General features: G+C 64.6%; 1 protein-coding gene. It reads right to left on the minus strand.

The window, feature by feature from the left end:
- A partial coding sequence (locus E4K09_RS22410) for a molybdopterin cofactor-binding domain-containing protein (protein ID WP_134499915.1) occupies window positions 1-223 on the minus strand: 223 nt, incomplete at both ends.

The raw sequence follows: 223 nt of genomic DNA on the forward strand, positions 1-223 counted from the left end.
CCGCCCATGGCCTGGCTGATCAGACCGGCTTCGAGCACGAAATCCGGCTTGGACTTTCGGCCGAAGCCGCCCCCCAGCAGCGTGACGTTGACGGTCACGTTCTCCTCGGGAATCTTAAGACGCTCAGACAGGCGAGTGCGGGTGGCTTGCGGAGCTTGAACGCAGGCCCATGCCTCGCACTTGCCGTCCTTGATCTGGACAAGCGCGGCCGGTGGCTCCATCG

It is taken from the genome of Microvirga pakistanensis (genome assembly GCF_004458765.1).
In the GTDB taxonomy this organism is placed as follows: Bacteria; Pseudomonadota; Alphaproteobacteria; order Rhizobiales; family Beijerinckiaceae; genus Microvirga; species Microvirga pakistanensis.